The sequence below is a fragment of the Clostridium sp. genome, from assembly GCF_017888565.1.
Lineage (GTDB): Bacteria > Bacillota > Clostridia > Clostridiales > Clostridiaceae > Clostridium.
On the sequence record NZ_JAGHFX010000056.1, the window covers coordinates 72,226 to 91,869 of the forward strand.

Here is a 19,644-nt window from a genome sequence, read left to right on the forward strand (position 1 = left end):
AACTCAATAATAATAATTATTTATTAATAATAATTTGATTGATAATATAAATTAAAAGATTTAACTAAGGAGGATTTATGAATGGAACGTTTAAAAAATAAAGTAGCTATTATTACAGGCGGAGCACGTGGAATGGGGGCATCTCATGTGAGATTATTTGTAAGTGAAGGTGCAAAAGTTGTATTTACAGACTTAAATGAAGAAGAAGGTAGAATATTAGAACAAGAGTTAGGTAGTAATGCAAAGTTTATTAAACATGATGTTACTGATGCTTCAGGTTGGGATAAAGTTGTACAAGAAACTGATAAAATATTTGGACCAGCTAATATTTTAGTGAATAATGCTGGTATAGCTATGAATAAATCTATTTTAGAAATGACTGAAGAGGAATATAGAAAAATTGTAGATATAAATCAAGTGTCTGTTTTTCTTGGGATTAAGGCATTAGCTCCTTCTATGAAAAAAGCAGAAACGGCTTCAATAATAAATATTTCATCTATGAATGGAATGGTGGGTGGAGCAATTGGTTATACAGATACGAAGTTTGCAGTTCGTGGAATGACAAAGGCAGCAGCACTTCAATTATCACCATTTGGAATAAGAGTTAACTCAGTACATCCAGGTGTAATAGAAACACCAATGGTTACTGAAGGAGAATCATATGAAGTAATTAAGAATTTTGCTAAACAAATTCCAATGAGAAGAATGGCTAAGCCTGAAGAGGTTTCAAATTTAGTTCTTTATCTTGCTTCAGATGAATCAAGATATTCAACAGGATCTGAATTCATTATAGATGGTGGTTTAACTGCAATGTAGATTATTTATAGGATATCTAAGGAAATATGTATTTGTTTATCATAATAAATATATATTAAGTACACATTTAAACTTATTTATAAATTATGAATTGAAAGATAAGATAAGAAACTATTAATCACTAAGATGGTTATAAAAGGTTTATAGAAATAGATAAGAAAAGCTTAGTGTTAAATCACTGGGCTTTTTTTAGAGCATTTATTACATTACTTTATTTTCTCAGTTGTTACGTCTATAATCCATAGGGTTAAGTTGGTGTGATATATAATTTCTAATTAATTAGGATTCATAATAAGCTTGTCTAAATTAATTCTAACCTATGGAAGATTTGTAATAAACATTATAGCTCCATTTTTCTTATGTTTAATATATTTAAACAATAAAAAACCTTACAGTAAGAGTAAGGTTTTGGTTGCGGGAGCAGGACTTGAACCTACGACCTTTGGGTTATGAGCCCAACGAGCTGCCAACTGCTCCATCCCGCGTTATTAAGTTTACATATTGGCTTAACCAACTTGTATTATTAGTATATGATTAATAAAGGTTAATGTCAAAGCTAGATAACATTATATTATGGCATATGGTGATAAGAGGTTGCTTAGCATGTTAAATGATACCAAATGCTATGAAATAAGAAAAATTTAAATTAAGATTTAACACCATAGCTAATGAGTTATAATAAATAAAATCTTATTCAAAACCAAATTGTATTATATAAAACCAAGTTTAATAAATATATTTTAAAATGTGCTATAATTTTATGATTAATAAGTTTTAGTATTAATAAAGAGGCTTTTAGCAGGATTCACAATTAAAACACAAAGTGATTTTATGTTAAATTACATTAATAGACAAAATAATATACGATCATACTTGATTATATATGAAGTATTTGTTATACTCTTTTTTAGAACTGCAAACATATAACTAGGAGGAATTATTAAATGGCAAAAATGATACAATGTAAATCTTGCTCTAGAGATATAGCATCTAATGCTAAATCTTGTCCAGGATGTGGAGCTAAAAATAAAAAACCAGTATATAAAAGATTATGGTTTATAGTAATAGTATTATTGGTAATAGCTGGAGCAATGGGGGCGATAGGGAATGGCGATTCTACTAAAACGAATAGCGGAACAGATGTAGCAGGACAGGAAATTACTCAGAACCAAAACACAAAAGAGGATGCTCCAGTAGAAGAAAAAGTTCCAGCAGAATATAAGAGTGCATTGAGAAAAGCAAAAACATATAGTGATACTATGAGTATGTCTAAATCTGGAATATATGACCAGTTAACATCAGAGTATGGAGAGAAGTTTACAGCAGAAGAAGCACAATATGCTATAGATAATCTACAGTAGCATATGTCATATTTATAATAGGCTCTAAAGTTGCTGTGGTAAAATTTTGTAGGGGTTAGTGTAACAGCTAACTCTTTTTTTCTATAATTGAATAGAGAGGTGGAAATAATCATTATTGAGTATGTAGATTAATGATTGATTAAAAACATCATGTAAGAGATTTATTAAAAAATCTATGATAAGTAGAATTGAAATAATTAATAAGCTTTCATGTGGAAAAGCAAATTGGGTTAAGATTTCATATGGAGCGGAAAATATAGCAACCCAAAATCATTATTAATCATTAGATTAGGTTTTCTTGAAACATGCGATGGAGAAGATGCTGAAATTGTAATGAAGTAAATTTTATATTATCTGTTTTGAGGTGAAGTGTATAATAGAATTGAATTATGCGGAGATTGTATTAATGAAGATGATAGGAAAGAATGTCTAGAATATTTAAAGGAAATGTGTGAATAATGCTATGAAAGACATGCTCTATTTGTTATTATGTTTCTGAGTATGATTATATACTCATATGAGGAATAATTATACTTCTTAAATGTATAAAAATAAAGGCTATATAGTTAGATTTTGAAGAGTCAGTATAAAATGCTAACTCTTTTTTAGTTAGATAATCTAATATTAAAATTTTTATATTGTTAGCTAAACATCTTTTATGGAGATTAACAAAATACAGTTATAACTTCTTGTACGAAAAAAACTGTAAAAAATTTCTATTGCCTTAAAATTCCTTATTTAAATATTGAATATTAAACAATTATAATTTAAAATAATGTGATGTATAGGATACCACATTTATATTTATATTATTACTTTTGATGGAGTTTTAAATAATATTGTTCAGAGGTGAAAAAAATGCAAAGAATAAGTTTAAAAGATATTTTAGTAACAATACAAAGAACTTTAGATTCTATGGATGCGAGAATGGTAGGACATGGAGAAGAAGTAGCGTATATAATGTACAAATTATTAGAGGCCTCTAATAACTATAGTGAAGATGAAATATTAAAACTTATGGAACTTGCAATATTTCATGATATAGGTGCATATAAAGTTGAAGATAGAGATAAAATTTTAAATATTGATTTAGATACCCCTATGAATCATGCTGTATATGGATCATTATTTATCAAATACTTTTCACCACTATCTGATTTAGCCCCGGTGGTTTTAGGGCATCATATGTATCCTAAAGATTTAGATGATGGAAAGAAAAAGATTATTCCTAAAGAGGCACTATTATTACATTTGGCTGATTATATTTCGATTCTAAATATCAATCGCAAAAAAGTGGAAAAAGATTTGATAATGAATATGATAGATGAAAGGGTACTTCCAGAGCATAAGAAACTTTTTGATATAGCTTGTACTGAGTATAACTTGTTAGATAATATTAAAGATAATAATTATTTAGAAGAATTATATGAAGTTTTTGATAAAGTTTTATTGACTAGGGAAGAAGTTATAAGTTATATAAGAATGTTAGCTTATTCTATTGATTTTAGAAGCAGATCAACAGTAGTACATACAATAACAGTAGAAGAAATAAGTTTTCAAATAGCTAATATGCTTAACATAGATGAAGAGAGAGCAATAAAAATAAGAGTAGCTTCGATGTTGCATGATATAGGTAAAATAGCAGTGCCTGTAGAAATATTAGAGAAAGCAGGTAAGTTAACAAATAAAGAATATGAGAAAATAAAAGAGCATGCGATAATTGGATACAATATATTAAGTGACTTAGGAATCGATGATTTAAGAGATATAGCTACATTGCATCATGAAAAATTGGATGGAACAGGATATCCTTTTGGATTAAAAGAAGATGAAATTTCTTTTGAAGTAAGAATAGTTGCAATAGCAGATGTTGTTAGTGCTCTTATTAATAAAAGAAGTTATAAAGGTGAATTCACTAAGGAAGAAGTAATATCAATTTTATCTGATATGGCATCAAATAATAAAATTGATAATAGAATTTGCAATTTAGTAATAGATAATTATGATTATATAATGAATAAGGTAAATATAAATACAAAGGAAATAATAACTTTGTATAATAATTTAATGAAAGAACATGAATCACTTTTAGAATACTTAGAAAGAGCGGTTTAGATAGTATTTATAAACAAAGATAAGAACATGTAGATAGTAATAATTTAGATTATTCACTTTCATAATTTAAAATAAATTAATTTTTAATAAAAAATGCAATCATTATTCTTTAGAAATAATAGATAAAGCAATTAAAAGGTGACTTCTATATTAATAGGAGTCATCTTTTTTATGAATTTCTATAAACTTTCCTTTAATTATATTTTATATTATGTAATTAATCAAAAGGTGAGAGAATGAGAGTTTGAATTATATTACAATTTAAACTATTGTAAGAAGTTGATGTAATTAATAAGCATAGATTGCTATAGGATATATTTACCTTTTAATTAACTGAAAATTATTGGTATAATAAATATTAAATTAAAGATAGTAGATATAGTTTATATATAGTATGGAGAAGAGAAATGGAGCAGTATAAGATTTTAGGTGTAGATGAAAATGCATCAATCGAAGAAATAAAAATAGCATATGAAAACAAAGTAAATAAATTAAAAGAAGAAGTTAGTGATGAAAAAAGAGCAAAGGCTTTTATAAAGGTATTTGATAAAGCATATGAGGAAATAAAGCTAGAAAGAGAAAAAAATAAGTATAAAGAAAATTTCATTAATGATTCTAATAAAAACAGCTTAAATGATAATTATAAAAATAATTTTAAAAGAGATAATTGGCATAATAATAATTTTGAGTATGATGATGAAAAGGAAGAAACTAAGAAGAAAAAGAAAATAATATCTTCTAATAATTCATCATTTAATAAGCAAAAAAGTGATAAAAAGAAACTTTCAAAGAATAGAAATAATGAAAGTAATAAAGAAAAGTATAAAAGAGACAATACTAAAAAAGTTATAAATAGAGAAAGAAGTGAAGAAGATACAGTAACTATAGTAATTCAAATCTTGCTAAAAATAATAGCATTGCCTGTAATAGCTTTATTATCAATAATAATATTTTCATGTAAGGTGATAAATTTAATATCTTGGATTGCAACCAAGGTTATTATAATAGGAGCAATTGCAATTGCATCTATACATGGCTATCAAGTTTATATTGGACAACCTGTGTATTATGAGGTATTTGTATTATGTGCTGTGGCATTTGTAGTTTCGTTATTTTTACCAAGTATATTAAAGATAGTTCCATCAATACTAGGTAAAATAAATAATAAACTAAAAGATTTCATCTTTTAATTAATAAAAAATTAAAATTTGTATGAACTTAATTTGAAAATGAAGTTATTACCATAAGAAATATGTTGACATATTTCAATAAATCAATATATAATTGTCTCAAGAAAACTAGTCCTTTAAATTTAGTCCAGAGAGACTAATAAGGTCGGATATGATACGGCAGATAGAAGAATTAGATATAGATTTAATTTATATCTAATATTAAGTGTTAACGACCTTTCTAAATAGAGAGGTCGTTTTTTTATGTAAATACAAGTACTGGTTTTCCTCAAATACAACATTTAGGGGGATACAAATGGAACAAAATATATTATTAGAAGAAGTTATTAGTGAAAATCATGATTACGAACTAGAGCATGTACACAAAAAAGATAAAAAAGGATTCTTTTCAATGTTTGTGGTTATGCTTGGATTTACATTTTTCTCTGCAAGTATGCTGACAGGAGGAAATTTAGGTACAGGATTACCATTAAAGGATTTCTTTATAGCAGTAGTTATAGGGAATTTAATATTAGCATGCTATACAGGATTATTAGCGTATATAGGAGCAGATACAGGACTTTCAATGCACTTACTTGCTAGATATTCTTTTGGTGAAAAGGGATCGTATTTAGCATCTTTTATAACTAGTATTACACAAATAGGTTGGTTTGGTGTTGGAATAGCGATGTTTGCAATACCAGTAGCCAATAGATTCAACATAAACTTATACTTATTAGTTGCTATAACAGGAATACTAATGACAGCAACAGCTTATTTTGGGATGAAATCTCTAACGATTTTAAGTGCAATAGCAGTACCAGCAATAGCTATATTAGGTAGCACATCAGCAGTAATGGCAGCAAATTCAGTAGGTGGAGTTCAAGGATTAATGAATATAGAGCCAAGTAGTAAAATGGCACTAGTAACAGCAGTAACATTATGTGTAGGATCATTTATAAGTGGAGGAACAGCAACACCAGATTTTGCAAGATTCTCAAAAAATAAAAAAGTAGCGGTATCAACAACTGTTGTAGCATTTTTTATAGGGAATTCATTAATGTTCTTATTTGGAGCAATAGGGGCAATGGTTACTGGTAACTCAGATATAGCAGATGTAATGTTCTCACAAGGTTTAATAATACCTGCAATATTAGTGTTAGGATTAAATATATGGACAACTAATGATAATGCAATATATACAGCAGGTCTTGGACTTGCAAATATAACTAAATTACCTAAAAAGAAGTTAGTAATCGTTAGTGGATTAATAGGAACAGTAGGAGCAATATGGTTAAATAATAACTTTACAGCATTCTTAACATTCTTAAACTCAATGTTACCGCCTGTAGGTGGAATAATAATTGCTGATTACTTCTTTGTAAAGAAAAGAAAGTATGATAATATTAAAGAAGCAAAATTCCAAGATATAAACTGGGTTGCTATAGTAGCATTCTTAGCAGGATTTATAGTTGCAAATGTTGTGCAAGTAGGGGTAATAGCATTAAATGCAATAATAACAACAATGTTAGTTTATGTGATAGGAACAAAAATAACTAATAAATAAGGTGATGATAGTATGTTAATTAAAAAAGTAAGACTTTTAGATAGAGAAGGATTATTTGATATAAGAATAGTAGATGGAAAGTTTACAGAAATAGATGAAGATCTGAGGAAACTAGACAATGAAGAAGTAATAGAAGGAAAAGGAGCATTAGCTTCAGCTCCTTTTATAGAGCCACATATTCATTTAGATACTACTCTTACAGCAGGAGAGCCAGAATGGAATAAAAGTGGAACTCTTTTTGAAGGAATTGAAAGATGGTCTCAAAGGAAGGAAATTTTAACTAAGGAAGATGTCAAAAGCAGAGCTAAAAAAGCTATAGAGTGGCAAGTAGCTAATGGAATTCAATTTATAAGAACACATGTTGACGTTACTGATGAAAGCTTAGTTGCATTAAAGGCAATGGTAGAAGTAAGAGAAGAAGTTAAAGATTATGTTACATTACAAATAGTAGCTTTCCCACAAGAAGGGATACTTTCATATCCAAATGGACTAGAACTAGTGGAAGAAGCTATAAAATTAGGTGCAGATGTAATAGGAGCCATACCTCACTTTGAATTTACAAGAGAATATGGAGTAGAATCTATCAATAAGATTTTTGAATTAGCTAAAAAATATGATGTATTAGTAGATGTTCATTGTGATGAAATAGATGATGAACAATCAAGATTTTTAGAAGTTGTTGCTACAAGAGCTTTAGAAACAGGTTTAAAGAATAAGGTAACAGCTAGCCATACTACAGCTATGGGATCATATAATAATGCATATACATATAAGCTATTTAGATTATTAAAGATGTCTGGAATAAACTTTGTTTCAAATCCTTTAGTAAATACCCATCTTCAAGGAAGATTTGATACTTATCCTAAGAGAAGAGGAATTACAAGAGTAAAGGAACTTAATGAAGCCGGAATAAATGTATGTTTTGGACATGATGATATATTTGATCCATGGTATCCAATGGGAACAGGAAATATGCTAGAAGTAGTTCACTTTGGATTACATGTATGCCAAATGATGGGCTATGATGATATAAATAGATCACTGAAGTTTATATCAACTAATAGTGCAAGAACTTTAAATATTGAAGATAAATATGGAATAGAAATAGGCAAGCCAGGTAACTTAATTTTACTAAATGCTGAAAATGGTTATGATGCTGTTAGAAGAAGAGCAGAAGTCCTATATTCTATAAGAGAAGGAAAAGTTATTGCAAAAACTACTCCTAGTAAATCATTTATAAATATGAGTGAAGAAAAAGAAATTAATTTTAAAAAATAATATTTGTTAAATATGATATAGTTTATTTATATAAAGAATATTAAGAGCTAGCATAAAGGTAGCTCTTTTTTATTGTTGTAAATTTATCAGAATTATATAATTGTAATAGAAAGGGGATGAGGCTTTATGAATGAAGATATTCTATTTAGAGTAAAGGAACAACTATCTAAAGATTATAACTGTACAATTGAGGATTTTAATAATCAAAATACATTAATTACAGATAAGAAAATAATAGAAGGTAGCAGAAAGTATAATGAAGATGAAGAAATTTTGAAAATCCTTATATTAAATGGAAAAGCAATAATATCTGCAGATGAAGCTATTAAAGAGTGGTGTATTAATAGCTTATCTAAATTTCCAGGTGAATGGATGTTTTTATACTCAAATTTAAGAAGAATTGACAAAAAGCTAAATGAATTCGGTTACGAAATAGATAATACACATCATTATTATTTGCCCAAAGATAAAGGTATTATAAAGAATAATAGTATTAAATTAAAATGGTATGAAAAAGATGAAATATTGCAATTTAAAGATGATGATAGATTTGATGAAGCTTTTGCTTTTAACAAAAATTATCCAGATATATTAGCAGTTGCTGCAGTAGATGAGGAAGACAATATTTTAGGGATGGCAGGAGCAAGTGAGGATTCTAAAATTATGTGGCAAATTGGAATTAATGTATTAGAAGATGAAAAAGGAAAAGGAATTGCTAGCTTTATTGTACAAGCTTTGAAAAATGAAATATTAAATAGAGGAAAGGTACCTTTTTATGGAACTGTTGAATCGCATATAGTTTCACAGAAAGTTGCAATAAAATCTGGTTTTTATCCAGCTTTTGCAGAAGTGAAAATTAGAAAAATTATTAAGGATGATAATAATTAATTTTTATAGTTTAGTACCTCAATGATTTGTAATTTATGTTGAAAAATTAAAATGAATTTATGTTAATATCTTAGAATTTCCATTTGGAAGAGGGATTAAAAATCGTCTTTTTGGAAGAATATAAATAAGCATTACTTTTGAAAGGATGATTATATGAATAAAGAAGAATTAACATATTATAAAAATAAACTTAATGAAGAAAAAAATAGAATTACAGACCTTATTAATCAATTAGATGATAATGGAGTGACTAGATTTAATGCAGAGGTTGCAAGTGAATTATCATTTTATGATAATCATCCATCTGATATAGCTAGTGAAACTTTTGAAGTTGAGAAAGGTAGAGCACTTGAAGCTAATGAAAGAGCACTTCTTGATAAGATAGATGATGCTGTAAGAGCTATAGATGAAGGAAGTTATGGTAGATGCCAAAAGTGTGGAAAAGAAATTGATAAAGAGAGGTTAGATTTCTTACCTTATGCATTAAATTGTATTGATTGTCAAGATGTTGTAAGTGCAATAAAAACTTATAATTCTAACCAAAGAGTAGTAGAAGAAAGTGTAATAGGAAATCCATTTGGTCATAAATCAAGATATGGAGATAAAGATGAAATAGGGTTTGATGAAGAAGATAGTTATCAATCTGTTGGAAGATTTAATGAAATAAGAAATGCACCACAATATGAATATGATTATGATGACGATACTTATGTTGAAGAAATCGAAAAAATAAGTAATGAGCAATATAAGAATCAATTACCTGATTAAATTTTATTGAAAAAGTATGAAAATATTAAATATCTTGCATATGTATAAGATATAAATAATTAAAAAAAGTGGTCTAAGTTGTTGATTTTACTGTTTTAAAAGGGGATCGCGAAACGCGACCCCCTTCTGAAAATAAAAATTTTATATTAATAAAAAAGTAGCTAACTTTAATAAGATAAATTTAGCTACTTTTTTAATTGAAAAATAAATTGTTATTTGTTTAAAACATATTTACAAGTAAATATTATAGTAGTATGATTAAATCATAAGTAGTAAGTCGTAAGTAGTAAGTAAGGTTTATATAATTTGCTTATTATAAGGCGAAAATTAGGGGTAAAGAAGGTGTTTATATGAGAAATTTAAAATTATCACAAAGTTATTCAATTATTGCGTTAAATGCACAAGATAGTATTAATATGACAACAATCAAAAAAATATCACTTCATTGTATTGCAGCATCTGTTATCTTAGAATCTTATTTAAATGGAGATTTTATAGAGGTTAATGATAAATTATCTTTAAAAAAATCATATCTTAAAAATCCTAGTATCACTCTATATCAGGAAGCAGTTTTTAAGCCATTATTTAGCAAAAAGGAAATTATAGAAGAAGATTTGAATTGGTGGTTATCAAAGGCAGCCAATTTATCTAATAAACATCTGAAAAATCTTGAAGTTTCTATGGCAGATTCTTTAAAAGGATATGATTATATGGAGGAAATACCAAGCCTATTAGGATGTGACATGTTTTATAAAACAGCTGGACTATCATTAAGGGAATATAGAAGTAATATGGAGGAATATTCTAGAGTAGTTGAATTTCTTAGAGCTGAAGTTCTAGAAGATGGAGCTTTAAGTGATGAAAATATGTTTATGCTGTGGCTTCTAAGAGAAAGTGGATGTATACAAGATATTTTTTCTAAAGGAGATTTGGAAATAGTAGATAAAAGGATGAATAATTTAATTATAAATAATAAGGTTTCAAAGAAAATATATGATATTCATATTTATCATGGAATTGAAATGGCTGTAAAGGGATTTTTAAATATGAAGAAAAATGCAATTAAAACTCCAACAGGAACAGGGATAAATTTTATATTTCCTGCTATTGAACGTTCGCAATCTATTTTTATTGATACAGACGAGTGGTTTCCTAAGGCATCTCAAAGATTAGATGAAGTTAGAAAAAGATTAGAAGAAAATGGACATAGTTATACTATTATACGTGAAGGAGCAGTGCCTTTAATTAAAATAGATAATATTATTTATGAAGCTGTACCAGAAGCTACTCAGGGAAGAATACCGATTCATGGGGTACGTCTTAGAAGATATCCTATTTAAAGGAGTTGTAAAATTTAATGTCTAGACAAAGATCTATGGAAAAAATACTAGAATCACAATATGTATCAATTGGGGAGCTTGTTAGGATTACTAATTCTAGATATAGTACACTTAAATATTATACAGAAGAAGGTATGATACCTTTTGAGCAAGAAGAAGAAAATTTAACAAGAAGATTTTTACGTGAACATGCAGTTAAAAGAATTGAAGAAATTAAGGAATTAAAAAATAAAGGATATAGTATTCCAGAAATTAAAGAGTTATTAAATAAGTAAATAAAGAATAGTACAAGGGTTTACAACTTGTACTATTCTTTATGAATAAATGTATAAAGAGGTTTATTCTTTTACAGAAGTTGCTTTTCCAATAGTTCCACCAAGCTTTTTCCAAAAATAATTATGCTCCTCTACAGCTTTAGAAAAATCGTTATTTTCCCATCTAGAAAGTACTTCTAACATGTAATCTTTATCCTCATAGTTCACTTTTTCTATTAGTTTTTTTAGTGAGGCAATATATTCAGGATCCATAGATATTCTTCCCCAAATTTGATTATCTTCTGCAATTATTTTTGTGTTACTCATTCTGTGTAGTATGTCATAAATTTTTTCAACAGGATAATATTCATCTTCCTTGATTTCATTACTTTCTTCCTTTGAAATTCCTTCATTTATTTTTTTTATTTCAGATATATTTGATTTAGCATTTATGTTACCAGATGAACGTTCTTTATAATAAAAAAATGATGATACAGCTACAATAACTAAAAGTAAAATAATTATTATGGTAATTATAGCTTTATTTTTAAATAACTTATATATATTAATAACCTCCCTAAATAAATTTTACAATAATTATAATACATAATTTGTATAATTTAAATATAGAAAATATAAATAAAATAAAGAAAAAATAAAAAATATGATAAGTTATTAAGTTAATGTAAATATTGTTTATAAAGTATTAAAAATGAATGAAAATAATTGTTGAAAATCCATAATTATGATAAAATATTGACGAAAATTTAACAATATTTATACAAAAAGGGGATAAGTAAATGAAAAGTAAAAAACTAAAGGTGATAATTTCTACTTTAGCTATTATTATGGCAATGGGAGTATTAACATCATGTGCTAAAGAAGAAAAGCCAGAAGAAAAAGCAGATGCAAATACACAAGCATCAACAACAGTTGGACAAGATATTAATTTAGAATGGGATGCTCAACCTACATTAGGAATAATAAAAGGTGATTACTACAAGATTGAAGAGCGTTTTAGACAAGGGCATTTAGGAATATTAGAAGTTGTTCAAAATGATGGAAAAATAGTAGAGGTTGAGTTTAATGAAATGACAAGACCAAATTACTATAAAAGATATTATCAAGATGTTCCTAAACGTAATTCAGAGTATAATTTTGATATGGGATTAGCTAAAGGGGCAGCTTGGATTCAAAGTGTTGTTCAAGTTGAAAAGCAAATGATAGATGAACAAAGATTAACTGGAGAATTCGATGTTGTGTCTGGAGCTTCAAATAGTATAGAGCAAGCTATGGCACCTTTAGCTGAAAAGCTTAGTACAGAATTATCAAGTCCTTCTGGAATTAAGTATTATGCAATTGCAGAAGAATTAGGTGGTGGATTAACTGGTAAGTTAAAGGTAATTGTTAAAGATGGGAAGATTATAGAGTGCAGATATGATGAGATATTTGCAAATTCACCAGATGAAATAGAAGACCCAGAATTAAAGAAGTATTATAGAGTATCAAAGTATGAAAGTATTGAGTATCATGAGCCATCACGTATAGGGTTTAATGTTCAAATGGATGAGTTAAATAACAAGGTTGTAGAAACTCAAGATATGCTAGATTTAACAGGATTACCTGCAATAGAGGATACAGGTGATTATAAATCAAGTGGATATACTAAGAGAAATACAGCTTGGGATAATTATTTAAAACTAGCTGAAAAGTTACTAAATGAAATGAAAGCAGATAATGTGTTATAATAAATCAATAATAAAAAGTTAGTCTAATGGCTAACTTTTTATTATTGATTTATTATATAAAAAAATTAAATTATTAGAATTATTTATTATAATAGCTTGAATAATAAGTTAGAGGAGGTATAATATTGAAAAATACTGTAGATAAAATTTGTCCGATTTGTGGTGAAATTATGAAAGAATATGATTATGCATATGATAATAATCAATATGGGAAGAATTATTATAAATGTGAAGAATGCGGGCATAAGGAAAATACAATGAATTGAATTTTATACCACTAGAGTGAAAAACTAGTGGTATTTTGCTGTCTTACAATAATGTAAGGTAAATGAAATATATATAGATAGATAAAAATATAAATCATTAGTACAATATTTTTATGAAATTAAGGAGGTTGAGTTAATGAAGATATTTAGTTCTTTTACATTAAAGATTATAGCTATTGTTACAATGTTTATGGATCATATATATACATATTTAGGGGGAGTATATGATATTCCAATTTGGTTTGGGTATATAGGAAAGCTTTCAGCTCCAATATTTTTCTACTTTATAGTAGAGGGCTTCTTTCATACTAAGAGTAGAATGAGATATTTAGGTCGTTTATCACTATTTGGAATAATAATGATAGGATTAGATAATTTGTTAGGAATAAGTAATAATATATTTTTATCTTTAGCACTTTCAATTTTAATTTTGTTAGTATTAGAGTATGCTAAATCAGCTAATAATAAAAAGGCTTACATTGTAACAACAATTATAGTAATACTTTTAGGTGTTGCATATATGTTTACAGAATCATCGTTTTATGGATTTTTCATGACATTAATATTTTATTTCTTTAGAGAGAGAAAATATTTATTATCAATTTCATATATAGGTTTTTCTATTTTACCTGTAATTACAGTATTTGGGGGACAAGGTGCATATGAACAACTTATGCTATTTGATTATCAATGGATGATGGTGTTTTCATTACCCCTAATTTTATTATATAATGGCAGGCTAGGATTAAAAAATAAATTTACAAAATGGATGTTTTACTTTTTTTATCCAATACATTTAGGCGTGATTCAAATTATAGCTGCAATTGCTCAATAGAATAATTAGATAAAAAGAATAGTTAAGAAGGGGCTGCCGCACAATTAAAAATGCAAATTTTATATTCTACATTTTATATAAAATAGATTTCTTTGATAGCCCCTTTTCATTTTTTTGAATACATAAGGTAATTTATTTAGAATAAAATTTTAAAAAGTATATAAAATAACAATATTATTACAAATATTCCCAACTTTACTAAATTATTAAATTGTATTATATATTAAAATATAATCATTATTGTAAATGTATACAAAAGGTGGAGGGGATATTATGAGAAAAAAATCAATTAATAAAAGTATTGCTTTTATAATAGCAGTTGCAGTTGCAGTTGGGCAAATTCCAGTATCGGCTTTAGCTGAAACAACTAATACCACACATGTAGGTAACATCCAACAGGTAAATGACTCCTTTGTGTACAATCAAGAGTATAGTGATTATGATAGTAATTCTTGGACAAGACTTACTGGAGATGGTGAAATTAAAGAGGTTTTTGATTTTAGTGAGGGGGATTCAAAAGGTGCTTTAACAATAAAGAGAGATGCGGGTAAGGGGAATAATTTAGTTTTTGTTGAAGATCAATCTCCAGAATTAAAAGATTTTGAAGCAGAAACAAGATTTAAATTTGAAGCTAAAGATGGGGAATTACCAGGAAGGTTTGGGCTTGTATTTAGAGGAAAAGGTGCTAATGATTATGGGTTTGTAGGATATAATACAGGAACAGGATGGTTAATAGAATCACCTACTGCTTGGAAAGATGATATAGCAGGACCTAAAGTAGAAAGTGGACAATGGGTTACTATGAAAGTAAAAGTTAAGAGAAATACTTTAACTTTAACGGTTAATGGACAAGAAATATTTAATGATATTGTATCAATAAATAATTTTCCACAAGAAGCAGGAAAATTTGGGTTTAGAACTTGGTTTGATAGTAAAGATATAACAGTTGATTATTTAAAAATTAAGACACTTGATAATGAAGTTAAAAATGATATAACAAGTGTAAAACCAATAGATATTGAAACTTTAGTTAAAGCTAAGCCACAGTTACCTTATACAGCTACTGTAACATATGCAGATGAAACAACTGCTGAAGAGGTAGTTATTTGGGATTATATTGACCCAAGTAGTTATGAAAGCACTGGGAATTTTACTGTTCAAGGAACAATAAGGGGTGCATCAGAAGAAGCTCCTAAAGCAATTGCAAATATAACTGTAAGGGAAAAGATTTCTTACTCGACAGATTTTGATACATCAGAGACAAGTGGAGATTGGAAAGTATTAAAACCAACAGGGATAACAGCGACTGTCTCAGATGGATCTGTGAAAATTCCAATGAATGGAGTTTCTTTAGCATATGATAACAAGTCTCCTAATGTTAAGAATTTTACTTATGAAACAGATTTTAGTGTAAATAATGATACTGGAAGAATTGGTTTAGGGTTTAGAGTTCAAGATGTAAATAATTGGGGAGCTTTATGTTATGATTCAGGTTCATGGGTATGGAAATCAGCTAAAAATGGACAAGAGAGCTGGGGAGCATTTCCGGGTTCAACTAAAATTGAAGCAAATAAAAAGTATAAATTAAAATTGAAAGTTGAAGATAGTACTATTACTTTATGGATAAATAATGAATTATTAGGTAGTGCAACAACAGGAAGTATACCTAGTAATGCAGGAAAAATAGGTCTAGTAGGGTGGTTTGGTAATAAAACAGTTACATTAGATAATATTAAAGTTGAAGAAATTACTCCGGAAATTGAAGAAGAGTTACCAGAGGTTCAAGTTCAGAGTATAGAATCAGATGAAATAAAAGTTAATTTAGATAACACTTTCCCACGAATAATAGATTATGTATGGAAAGCAGACAACTCAAAATTAATAGCCCAAGAAGATAGATACAATAAAGTTCAAATAAATAATGAAAAATATTCTCCAAAAGTATCATGTAATGTAGAGAATAATGTAGCTACTTATACTTTGGCTATTGACGAAATAGGAGTTATATTAACTATGCAAATATCTGTAAATGATAACAAGATAAGAATGGAGATAACAGATATAAAAGAAACTGGTGATTTTAAAGTAAAGAAGATAGCCTTATCTAATAATAGTTTTGCAACAGTTAAGAGTAATGAAGGTGGAGCAATAGCAGGGGTTTTATCTACAGGAGCATGGCATCAAATAACTGACGAGATAAGTACAGTTGAAGATTTAGAACCATCATTAAAAAATAAAACGTATGCATTTATAAATGACGATAACTTTGCTATAACAATGAACAATAATGTAATTGAATATTCAAGTAGAATAACACTAGATACTAAAAATAAAAATGGATATAAATCTACTGCAATGGGAACAGGTGAGTGGACTTATAGAGAGGTTTTAGACTCAGAAGCTGAAGTTTACACCGAAGATACATTATGGACAGAAGTCATGATAACAAAAGATATGAATTCAGATGAAATAATAGATTGGCAAGATGCAGCTATAGAATATAGGAATAATGTTGAAGCACCTATGGGAGGAGATATGATTAAAGATAGTCTTTCCTATATAGCGTTCAATATTGGATATACTCAAAGTCCATTTTTAAGAACTTTAGATACTGTAAAGAAATTATATAATTATACAGATGGCTTCGGTCAAATGGTACTTGAAAAAGGATATCAAGCTGAAGGACATGATGATTCTATCCCAGATTATGGCGGCCATATAGGGATTAGACAAGGAGGCGTTGAAGATTTTAATACATTAATAAATGAAGGCGCTAAGTATAATGCAAAATTTGGTGTACATGTAAATGCAACAGAGTATCAACTAGATGCTTTTAAGTATCCAGATGGAATAGTAAATGAAAAGGCACCTGGTTGGGGATGGCTTGATCAATCTTATTATGTTGATCAAAGAGCTGATATTGTAACAGGTAAGTTGTTTGAAAGGTTAGATGAATTAAAAAAAGACGTACCAGATTTAGGATGGGTTTATGTTGATGTTTATACAGGAAATGGATGGAATGCCCATCAACTTGGAGAAAAACTTAATGATATAGGTTATCCAGTAGCTACTGAATTTCATAGTCCTTTAGAAGAACATGTAATTTGGAATCACTGGGGCTCAGATCCAGCATATCCAAATCAAGGCGGAACAAGTGATATTTTAAGATTTATAAGAAATAGTACTAAGGATGGTTTCTTATCAAATCCGTTATTAAAGGGAAGTAAGCATTTATTATCAAGTGGATGGGGAAATAATCATTCAATAGAAGGAGTAAATGGAGTAGAAAGGTTTTATAATCAAGTTTTACCAACTAAGTATATGCAACATTTCGATATAATGAAAATGACAGAAGATGAAGTTATTTTTAATGAAGAGCTAAGGGCAGTAAGAGAAGGAAGTGATATAAATTACTATAAAGATGGTAGATTAGTTGCAACAACTCCAGAAAATACAATTAATTCAATTGGAGAAGGAAAAACTACTTTATTCTTACCTTGGAATCCTGTTGAAGAAGATGAGAAAATTTATCACTGGAATCCAATGGGTACTACTTCGGAGTGGGAACTACCTGAAAGTTGGGGTAATTTAAAGAATGTTGAACTTTATGAATTATCTGATTTAGGTAGAACAAAAGTTAAAAGTGTAAATGTTGTCAATGGAAAAGTAACTTTAGATGTTAAACAAAATACTCCATATATAGTAACTAAGGGAGAAGTTTCAGAAGATAGAATAGATTCATGGGGTGAAGGTAGTAAAATAAATGATCCTGGATTTGATTCTCAAAGTTGGAATTACTGGACTAAGGAATCAGAAAATGGTGAAACAGATCATATAACTTTTGTTAATGAAACTGAAAATAGAAGAAAAGGAAATGATATAGTTTCTATTGGGGAAAAACAAGGTAAAATAAGTCAAGAAATAAGTGGATTAGAAACTGGAAAAACTTATTCAGTTTCTGCTTGGGTAAAGAATAGTGGTAATAGGGAAGTGCTTTTAGGTGTAGACGTAGGAGATGAGAGTCTTAACAACACTATTACTAGAGGTGGAAGAGTAAGACAAGGAGAAGGAGTTAAATGGTTAGATGATACTTACGTTAGAATGGAAGTAGAATTTACAGTACCTAAGAATATAGATACAGCAAATATTTATCTAGAAGCAAAGGAAGGGAAAAATCCAGTATTAATTGATGATTTTAGGATTTGGGAACATCCTGGTCATACAAATAAAGATGGATATGTATTCTATGAAGATTTTGAAAATGTTGATGAAGGAATAACACCATTCTTCTTAGCACCAGGCAGAGGAACTTCAAATAGAACTCACTTAGCGGAAAAAGATTTATATGAAAGACAAAAAATGAGCTGGGTTCTTAATGGTAGGTTCTCATTAAAGAGTAATCAACAACAAGGCGAGTTAGGAGAAATGATAGTAACGGATTCATCGACATTAAATTTAGAACCTAATACTAAATATGAGCTTGGATTCTTATATTCCCTTGCAGATGCAGCACCTGGATATTCTATTAATGTCAAGTCATTATCACAAGGAACATTGTTAAATATTCCATTAGAAGCTACTGGTGTTGAAATAGGAGAATATACTAATGCTAAGCCAATAGTAAAGGAATTTACTACTGGAGATGTAAATGATTATTATATATCTTTAGATAAAGGAAATGGATTTAAAGAGATTATTTTAGATGATATTTATGTTTCAGAAATTAAAGAAGAATCTGATTCAGTAATAAAGAATGTAAATCTAAATACAAGTGTAAATGAATTGCCAGTAGATTTATCTGTTGATTTTGATGTCAATGCACTTATGTCTAATGGAAAAAAAGTAGATTTATCAAAAGCAATAGTTGAATATGTTATTTCAGATGAGAGTGTTATTTCAATAGAAGATGGAAAAATTAAGGGTTTAAAAGGTGGAGAGTCTAATTTAGCAGTTAAGGTAACAGTTGAAGGAAAATCTGTAATATCTAATGTTGTGACTATAAAAGTTGGAAATGGAGGAGAAACTCCAGAAGTAGTGGATAAAACAGAATTATCTAATTTAATAACAGAATCAGAAGCTTTAAAGGAAAAAGATTATACAGCAGAAAGTTGGAAAAGCTTTGTAGATATCTTAGCACAAGCAAAAGCAATAATAGCAAAAGAAGATGCAACACAAGAAGAAGTAAATAGCATAAAAGCTTCTTTAGAAAAAGCTATTGAAGAATTAGAAAAAATAGATG

General features: G+C 28.3%; 15 protein-coding genes and 1 tRNA gene. 14 read left to right on the forward strand and 2 right to left on the reverse strand.

Going from position 1 to position 19,644, the window contains the following annotated elements; genetic code table 11:
- The first annotated feature begins 81 nt into the window (after nt 1–81).
- Complete coding sequence (locus J7M87_RS10250; protein WP_291650962.1) at nt 82–816, forward strand: glucose 1-dehydrogenase; 735 nt, start codon at nt 82–84, stop codon at nt 814–816.
- Nucleotides 817–1,225: 409 nt separating this feature from the next.
- On the opposite strand, the gene J7M87_RS10255 is transcribed toward J7M87_RS10250, so the two are convergent.
- Nucleotides 1,226–1,301: transfer RNA gene (locus tag J7M87_RS10255), tRNA-Met, on the reverse strand.
- A gap of 459 nt (nt 1,302–1,760) precedes the next feature.
- On the opposite strand from J7M87_RS10255, the gene J7M87_RS10260 reads away from it, so the two are divergent.
- From J7M87_RS10260 to J7M87_RS10300, 9 genes are all read left to right on the forward strand, one after another.
- The gene (locus J7M87_RS10260) at nt 1,761–2,177 is read left to right on the forward strand and encodes an Ltp family lipoprotein (protein ID WP_365845225.1); all 417 of its coding nucleotides are present in this window, start codon (nt 1,761–1,763) and stop codon (nt 2,175–2,177) included.
- Between the two features lie 858 nt (nt 2,178–3,035).
- Nucleotides 3,036–4,292: an HD domain-containing phosphohydrolase gene (locus tag J7M87_RS10265; RefSeq protein ID WP_291650963.1), complete on the forward strand. Its 1,257-nt coding sequence runs from the start codon at nt 3,036–3,038 to the stop codon at nt 4,290–4,292.
- Between the two features lie 407 nt (nt 4,293–4,699).
- Nucleotides 4,700–5,482 carry a molecular chaperone DnaJ gene (locus tag J7M87_RS10270; RefSeq protein WP_291650964.1) on the forward strand — a complete coding sequence of 261 codons (783 nt, stop codon included), beginning with the start codon at nt 4,700–4,702 and terminating at the stop codon, nt 5,480–5,482.
- Nucleotides 5,483–5,777: 295 nt separating this feature from the next.
- Nucleotides 5,778–7,028 carry a cytosine permease gene (codB, locus tag J7M87_RS10275; RefSeq protein WP_291650965.1) on the forward strand — a complete coding sequence of 417 codons (1,251 nt, stop codon included), beginning with the start codon at nt 5,778–5,780 and terminating at the stop codon, nt 7,026–7,028.
- A 12-nt stretch (nt 7,029–7,040) separates the two neighbouring features.
- Complete coding sequence (locus J7M87_RS10280) at nt 7,041–8,306, forward strand: cytosine deaminase (RefSeq protein WP_291650966.1); 1,266 nt, start codon at nt 7,041–7,043, stop codon at nt 8,304–8,306.
- A 126-nt stretch (nt 8,307–8,432) separates the two neighbouring features.
- Nucleotides 8,433–9,194 (forward strand): GNAT family N-acetyltransferase, encoded by a 762-nt coding sequence (locus tag J7M87_RS10285; RefSeq protein WP_291650967.1) that lies wholly within the window; start codon nt 8,433–8,435, stop codon nt 9,192–9,194.
- Nucleotides 9,195–9,347: 153 nt separating this feature from the next.
- Nucleotides 9,348–9,962, forward strand: a complete 615-nt coding sequence (locus tag J7M87_RS10290; protein WP_291650968.1) for a TraR/DksA C4-type zinc finger protein — start codon at nt 9,348–9,350, stop codon at nt 9,960–9,962.
- A gap of 350 nt (nt 9,963–10,312) precedes the next feature.
- Nucleotides 10,313–11,302: a hypothetical protein gene (locus J7M87_RS10295; RefSeq protein WP_291650969.1), complete on the forward strand. Its 990-nt coding sequence runs from the start codon at nt 10,313–10,315 to the stop codon at nt 11,300–11,302.
- Between the two features lie 17 nt (nt 11,303–11,319).
- Nucleotides 11,320–11,577, forward strand: a complete 258-nt coding sequence (locus tag J7M87_RS10300) for a helix-turn-helix domain-containing protein (protein ID WP_216685229.1) — start codon at nt 11,320–11,322, stop codon at nt 11,575–11,577.
- A 63-nt stretch (nt 11,578–11,640) separates the two neighbouring features.
- On the opposite strand, the gene J7M87_RS10305 is transcribed toward J7M87_RS10300, so the two are convergent.
- Nucleotides 11,641–11,883 carry a DUF6241 domain-containing protein gene (locus tag J7M87_RS10305; protein ID WP_291650970.1) on the reverse strand — a complete coding sequence of 81 codons (243 nt, stop codon included), beginning with the start codon at nt 11,881–11,883 and terminating at the stop codon, nt 11,641–11,643.
- 473 nt (nt 11,884–12,356) lie between these two features.
- Here J7M87_RS10305 and J7M87_RS10310 point away from each other — a divergent pair, with 473 nt between their 5' ends.
- The 4 genes from J7M87_RS10310 to J7M87_RS10325 all read left to right on the forward strand — a co-directional run.
- Entirely contained in the window at nt 12,357–13,304 is a 948-nt protein-coding gene (locus J7M87_RS10310; protein ID WP_291650971.1) for an FMN-binding protein, read from the forward strand.
- Between the two features lie 125 nt (nt 13,305–13,429).
- Nucleotides 13,430–13,570, forward strand: a complete 141-nt coding sequence (locus J7M87_RS10315; RefSeq protein WP_291650972.1) for a hypothetical protein — start codon at nt 13,430–13,432, stop codon at nt 13,568–13,570.
- 136 nt (nt 13,571–13,706) lie between these two features.
- Nucleotides 13,707–14,405, forward strand: a complete 699-nt coding sequence (locus J7M87_RS10320; RefSeq protein WP_291650973.1) for a TraX family protein — start codon at nt 13,707–13,709, stop codon at nt 14,403–14,405.
- 273 nt (nt 14,406–14,678) lie between these two features.
- Nucleotides 14,679–19,644 (forward strand): endo-alpha-N-acetylgalactosaminidase family protein (locus J7M87_RS10325; protein ID WP_291650974.1); only part of this gene is annotated, 4,966 nt, incomplete at its 3' end.

Coding starts and splice junctions, on each gene's coding strand:
- J7M87_RS10250 (WP_291650962.1), top strand. CDS start 82: ATGGAACGTTTAAAAAATAAAGTAGCTATTATTACAGGCGGAGCACGT.
- J7M87_RS10260 (WP_365845225.1), top strand. CDS start 1,761: ATGGCAAAAATGATACAATGTAAATCTTGCTCTAGAGATATAGCATCT.
- J7M87_RS10265 (WP_291650963.1), top strand. CDS start 3,036: ATGCAAAGAATAAGTTTAAAAGATATTTTAGTAACAATACAAAGAACT.
- J7M87_RS10270 (WP_291650964.1), top strand. CDS start 4,700: ATGGAGCAGTATAAGATTTTAGGTGTAGATGAAAATGCATCAATCGAA.
- codB (WP_291650965.1), top strand. CDS start 5,778: ATGGAACAAAATATATTATTAGAAGAAGTTATTAGTGAAAATCATGAT.
- J7M87_RS10280 (WP_291650966.1), top strand. CDS start 7,041: ATGTTAATTAAAAAAGTAAGACTTTTAGATAGAGAAGGATTATTTGAT.
- J7M87_RS10285 (WP_291650967.1), top strand. CDS start 8,433: ATGAATGAAGATATTCTATTTAGAGTAAAGGAACAACTATCTAAAGAT.
- J7M87_RS10290 (WP_291650968.1), top strand. CDS start 9,348: ATGAATAAAGAAGAATTAACATATTATAAAAATAAACTTAATGAAGAA.
- J7M87_RS10295 (WP_291650969.1), top strand. CDS start 10,313: ATGAGAAATTTAAAATTATCACAAAGTTATTCAATTATTGCGTTAAAT.
- J7M87_RS10300 (WP_216685229.1), top strand. CDS start 11,320: ATGTCTAGACAAAGATCTATGGAAAAAATACTAGAATCACAATATGTA.
- J7M87_RS10305 (WP_291650970.1), bottom strand. CDS start 11,883: ATGAGTAACACAAAAATAATTGCAGAAGATAATCAAATTTGGGGAAGA.
- J7M87_RS10310 (WP_291650971.1), top strand. CDS start 12,357: ATGAAAAGTAAAAAACTAAAGGTGATAATTTCTACTTTAGCTATTATT.
- J7M87_RS10320 (WP_291650973.1), top strand. CDS start 13,707: ATGAAGATATTTAGTTCTTTTACATTAAAGATTATAGCTATTGTTACA.